The sequence below is a fragment of the Dankookia sp. GCM10030260 genome, from assembly GCF_042666655.1.
Lineage (GTDB): Bacteria > Pseudomonadota > Alphaproteobacteria > Acetobacterales > Acetobacteraceae > Paracraurococcus.
This window is the reverse complement of sequence record NZ_JBHTDE010000059.1, coordinates 1-4,017: the sequence shown is the minus strand read 5'-3', so window position 1 is coordinate 4,017 and position 4,017 is coordinate 1. Positions and strand designations below refer to the sequence as shown.

The following is a 4,017-nucleotide window of genomic DNA, read 5'->3' as shown; positions in this document are numbered from 1 at the left end:
ACAGAGCATTGGGCTGGTGCCTGACAAATACCTGCTCAGCGCCGGGGTCGCGGACAAGCCACCAGCGCTCCCCGTTCGGGCTGCGGTAAAGGTCTCTCGACGGGAATAGTCGGCGTTCCTGCTTCACGGTTGGAACAAGGCCTACTCAGGGCACGGCCGACCTATGCGCCTGCGGAAGGATCAGAGCGTTCCATCCGCCCCGCGTAGGCGTTCGGCTGCGGGTGTGGCGCGAGCGAGGCATCGCGCGGCGAAGCCCGCGATCGCCTCGTCGTACTCCACGCTGCGCTCAAGAAAGCCGAGGTGCCCAGCCGGTTCGACCATCAGCAGTTCGGCACGCGGGATTAGCCGCGCCATCTCCTCGCTCGCGCGCGGCAGCGTGAGCTTGTCGCGGTCGCTGGTGATGATGAGTGTCGGTACGAGGATCGTCGGCAGCGTGGCGGTCTCGTCCCACCGCAGCATGGCCAGGATGCCCTTGGCCAGCACGCCCGGATGCTGTTTGGCGGTGAAGCGGGCCGCGAAGTCTAACTGCCCCCGGGTCTCCTGCCCGCTCAACGTGGCCCAGCTTGTCGCCTTGTGCGCCGAACCGTCGAGGTAGCTTTTCCGGTTTATGGGCCAGACCAGCGGCCAGAGCGCAGTCGTCAGATAGAGCAGCGGCACCAGCACGGACCACCGGAGGGCGCGCAGCAAGCCACCTGCGATGATGGTGTTCAGGGGCATGGTGTAGGTGGTGTTCACGAGCACGATCCCGGCGATCTCGCGGCCGAGCAGTTCGGGAAAGAGGCGGCAGAAGGTTAGGATGGTCATCCCACCAATGCTGTGCCCGACCAGCACCACGCGCCTGCCCCCGGCGGTGGCGTCGAACACGGCCCGCAGATCGTGGGCCATGCCTTCAAGGCTGTAGCGGCCGTCCTTGGGCTGGGTGGAAAGACCAAGGCCGGGCAGGTCCCAGAGCACGAGGCGGAAGCGGTCGGCGAGATGCTTCTTCTCGTAGTACCAAGCCGTCGCGTCGAGGACCCAGCCATGGGTCATCAGTAGCGTCGGCGCACCCACCTCCGGCCCGTGCTCCTCCACGTGCAGGTCCGCCCCGCCCGGCCCGGCGACGCGCTGCCCGCGCCCGCCCCGCTCCGAGCGGGGCTCTTCAGTGCCGCCGCGTCGGGTCAGCAAGACGAGGGAACGCCCGAACACGGACCAGAGCAGCAGGACGATGCCGACGATGAGCCAGACCGTCTCGACGACCTCGCCGACGTACCACGCCCAGACGAGGTAGGCGGCAGCGCCGAGCAGGGCGAGAGGCAGCATCCCGGCCAACCACGCGACGAGGAAGGTGAACGGCATCGACACGGTGGCGCATCTCTCCAATCGATTGGGATATGTTTGCCAACGGCAACGTTGAGACGCACTGCGCAACAGCGCTTCAGGCAAGAAAGTTCTCTCGGACTGAGAACGGCTACTCGGAGGCTTGCTTAGTCTCGATCGCGTCGAGCACGGCTTCCGGGGCTACGTCCTTCTTGATCTCCTCGATCTCCGGGTCAGCGTTCGCCCGGACCCCGGCGCGCTCCGCCATGGCTGTGACGAGTTCCACTAGCTTGGTCAGTTCGTGCTCGGTGAGCAGGCTGACATGCAGGTCGAGGTCGGCCCGCTTGTCCGCCGCCGCTGCCATGCGGTTCTGGCTGATCAGTACGAAGGTGGACAGGAAGATCGCCTCCACTGAGGCCACCATCGCCAGCATCACGAAGGATGGATCGAACTTGGGCAGGCCGGGCACGATGCCGAGGTTGACCACGATCCAGGCGCCGTAGAGCGCGAGATGCAGGTAGACAAACCGCATGCTGCCGGTGAAGCCCGTGATCGCCTGGGCAACCCGCGCCTCCGTCGAGGCGGCGGCGGCCTCCTGCCTGCGGCGATCCTCAAGCGCTTGAATGTTCCGCCTGAGGGCGCTGCTCAGGCCGTCGGGTCTTGGCGGCGGAATGGTTGGCGTCGAGTTTTCCATGAAGAACGATCCTCGTCGTCGCGGGACGGTACGCCGCCGCTGGCAGAGACTTTCGCTGTCCGGCTCGGGATAATGGTGGGCCGTGACGTTGGTTCCTGCCGCCTACGGTGCCCACGCGAGTAAGCTTGCTTTTTACTGCTGCCGCTCACGGTTTCGCTTTACCCACCTCATGCGCCAGGGCTATCGCATTTGCCCGATGACGGATTTGGCGAAGTCGTCAGACCATCCGGATCGCTTTCGCTTGCGTCGGATGGAGATGTCGGGCCTCGCGGTATGGAGGAGGTTGAGGGCGAGTTTGCGGAGGATGGCGAGGTTTTCCGGACCGTTGTCCCGGCGGTTTTTGGCGCGGTCCTCGTCGAAGCCGACGTCGAGCATCCAATGGAGGCTGTTCTCGATCGCCGCCCCATGCGCCCGGAAGGCGTGGGTGAAACCTACGGCGTCGAGGCGGGCGGAGGAGAGGTAGAGCCGCCAGGTGGTGCTAGTCTGGCCGTCCCGGGCACGGCTCGCCTCGACCTCGCCGATCGTAGCAAGGCCCGGCATGCGGGCCTCATTCGGGTGGCGCCGGTCGGCGAGGGACCAGGCGATATCGTGGCTGACCCGGTGCTGGCGGACTTCGATCCGGCCACTCTCGGCATCCGTGGTGGCATGGGTGCCATCCGGCCGGTTCAGCGGATAGGCGAATCAGGCGGCAACCTCGGCGCGCTGGCTCGGGCGGTTGTCCTTCAGCGCGAACAGCAAGGTGCCGACCGCCGGCATCCTCGACAGCCAGACCGCGAGAGCAGCGGAAAGGGAGGGCGCACACAGACCCGGTGAGCTACGACGTCGACCAGCGCACCAATGGACGCAAGCGTCATGTGCTGACCGACACCCTAGGCTTGCCGTTGCAGATCGTGGTGCATTCGGCCGGCAACCAGGACCGTGACGGTGTCGCCCTGGTGCTCGAAGGATTGCGAAAGCGCTGTCCCGACCTCGAACTCATCTGGGCCGATGCAGGGTACCTGGCGCGCCAAGTCAATGCCGCCGTCCCCAACCTGCGCATCCAGATCGTCAAGTGCGCGAAACCAACAGTCTGGGAGTTGCTGCCCCGCCGCCGGGTTCATCGAGCGAACCTTCTCCTGCTTCGGCCGCAACCGCCGCTTTGCCAAGGACTACGAAGGCCTTGTCGATGCCGCCAGCGCCTTCATTCACCTCGCCACGATCCGCCTCCTCCTCCGCAGGCGGGGCAGAGCTTCATCCCCACTTTTGAGGCAGGTTCTGAGTCGGCCTGCGCCGCCGGCGCGGCAGCCGGCGGGTATCCATCGTGCTGCAGCCCGATACGCGCCCGCCTTTAGAAGATCCGCTCTACCAGGAACATCAGCACCACGCTGCCGATCGCGCCGGCGCCGACCATTAGGATGGCGCGGTTGCTCTGGGCTTCCAGCCTGCTGAGATACTGCGAGTTGCCGGTGTCGTATGCCATGGTCTGCTCTCCAGCCGGGTTGCGCCCACCTTCCTGCGGGCTGGCGGGAAAACGCGGTCCTCCACGCGGCGGTTGCCGGATGGTCCGCCTGCGAGATCGTGGCGCCATGGAGGTGATTCGCCGGCGCACCGTGGACGAGCGCGGCATCACCACGCCGGCCGCGATCGGCGCGGCGCTCGGCATACCGCCGGCCGAAGCGGCCAAGCTGCAGAGGCTACTCGGCCCTCGGCGGGTTCGGTGTGGCTCTCGGCCGGCTGCCAGGGCGAGAAGGGCTGCGGCCATTCCGCGCCGATCGGCATTCGGCTGGCAATCAGGTTTATGGGATCCGGCGCGGCGACGGCCGGAGAGCTCGAGCGGCGCCTGCGGTGCAGCCTGTGCGGCAACCGCCAGATCGGCATCGTGCTCCAGCTCGACGCGCGCCCGCCCGAACTGCAGGAGTGCGAGGGGCCGCGGCCGGATACGCGAGCCGGGCTGCCCGACTAGATCCTCTGCACAGAGGATTTGACAGGTTGAGGTGGGCTGTACCCATCCCGCACTGGCCGCTTCGGACTGCCCGCCAACCGGTCAA

The 4,017-nt window shown here is 66.6% G+C and carries 6 protein-coding genes; 2 read left to right on the top strand and 4 right to left on the bottom strand.

Annotated elements, in window-relative coordinates:
* Nucleotides 1-180: 180 nt before the first annotated feature.
* The 3 genes from ACFQS7_RS30685 to ACFQS7_RS30675 all read right to left on the bottom strand — a co-directional run bounded on the left by ACFQS7_RS30685 (nucleotide 181) and on the right by ACFQS7_RS30675 (nucleotide 2,659).
* Nucleotides 181-1,335 carry an alpha/beta fold hydrolase gene (locus tag ACFQS7_RS30685; protein ID WP_380070939.1) on the bottom strand — a complete coding sequence of 385 codons (1,155 nt, stop codon included), beginning with the start codon at nucleotides 1,333-1,335 and terminating at the stop codon, nucleotides 181-183.
* A 112-nt stretch (nucleotides 1,336-1,447) separates the two neighbouring features.
* Entirely contained in the window at nucleotides 1,448-1,990 is a 543-nt protein-coding gene (locus tag ACFQS7_RS30680) for a DUF1003 domain-containing protein (RefSeq protein WP_380070938.1), read from the bottom strand.
* A 180-nt stretch (nucleotides 1,991-2,170) separates the two neighbouring features.
* A complete protein-coding gene (locus tag ACFQS7_RS30675) occupies nucleotides 2,171-2,659 on the bottom strand; it encodes an ISAs1 family transposase (RefSeq protein WP_380070941.1) in 489 nt (162 codons plus the stop codon).
* An 11-nt stretch (nucleotides 2,660-2,670) separates the two neighbouring features.
* Here ACFQS7_RS30675 and ACFQS7_RS30670 point away from each other — a divergent pair, with 11 nt between their 5' ends.
* The gene (locus tag ACFQS7_RS30670) at nucleotides 2,671-3,321 is read left to right on the top strand and encodes a transposase (protein ID WP_380070940.1); all 651 of its coding nucleotides are present in this window, start codon (nucleotides 2,671-2,673) and stop codon (nucleotides 3,319-3,321) included.
* Here the strand turns inward: ACFQS7_RS30670 and ACFQS7_RS30665 are convergent.
* Nucleotides 3,318-3,449 carry a hypothetical protein gene (locus ACFQS7_RS30665; RefSeq protein WP_380070937.1) on the bottom strand — a complete coding sequence of 44 codons (132 nt, stop codon included), beginning with the start codon at nucleotides 3,447-3,449 and terminating at the stop codon, nucleotides 3,318-3,320. The two genes, ACFQS7_RS30670 and ACFQS7_RS30665, sit on opposite strands and share 4 nt — an antisense overlap.
* A gap of 237 nt (nucleotides 3,450-3,686) precedes the next feature.
* Here ACFQS7_RS30665 and ACFQS7_RS30660 point away from each other — a divergent pair, with 237 nt between their 5' ends.
* On the top strand, nucleotides 3,687-3,932 hold the full coding sequence (locus ACFQS7_RS30660) for a hypothetical protein (RefSeq protein ID WP_380070936.1): 246 nt from the start codon (nucleotides 3,687-3,689) through the stop codon (nucleotides 3,930-3,932).
* The last annotated feature ends 85 nt before the right edge of the window (nucleotides 3,933-4,017 follow it).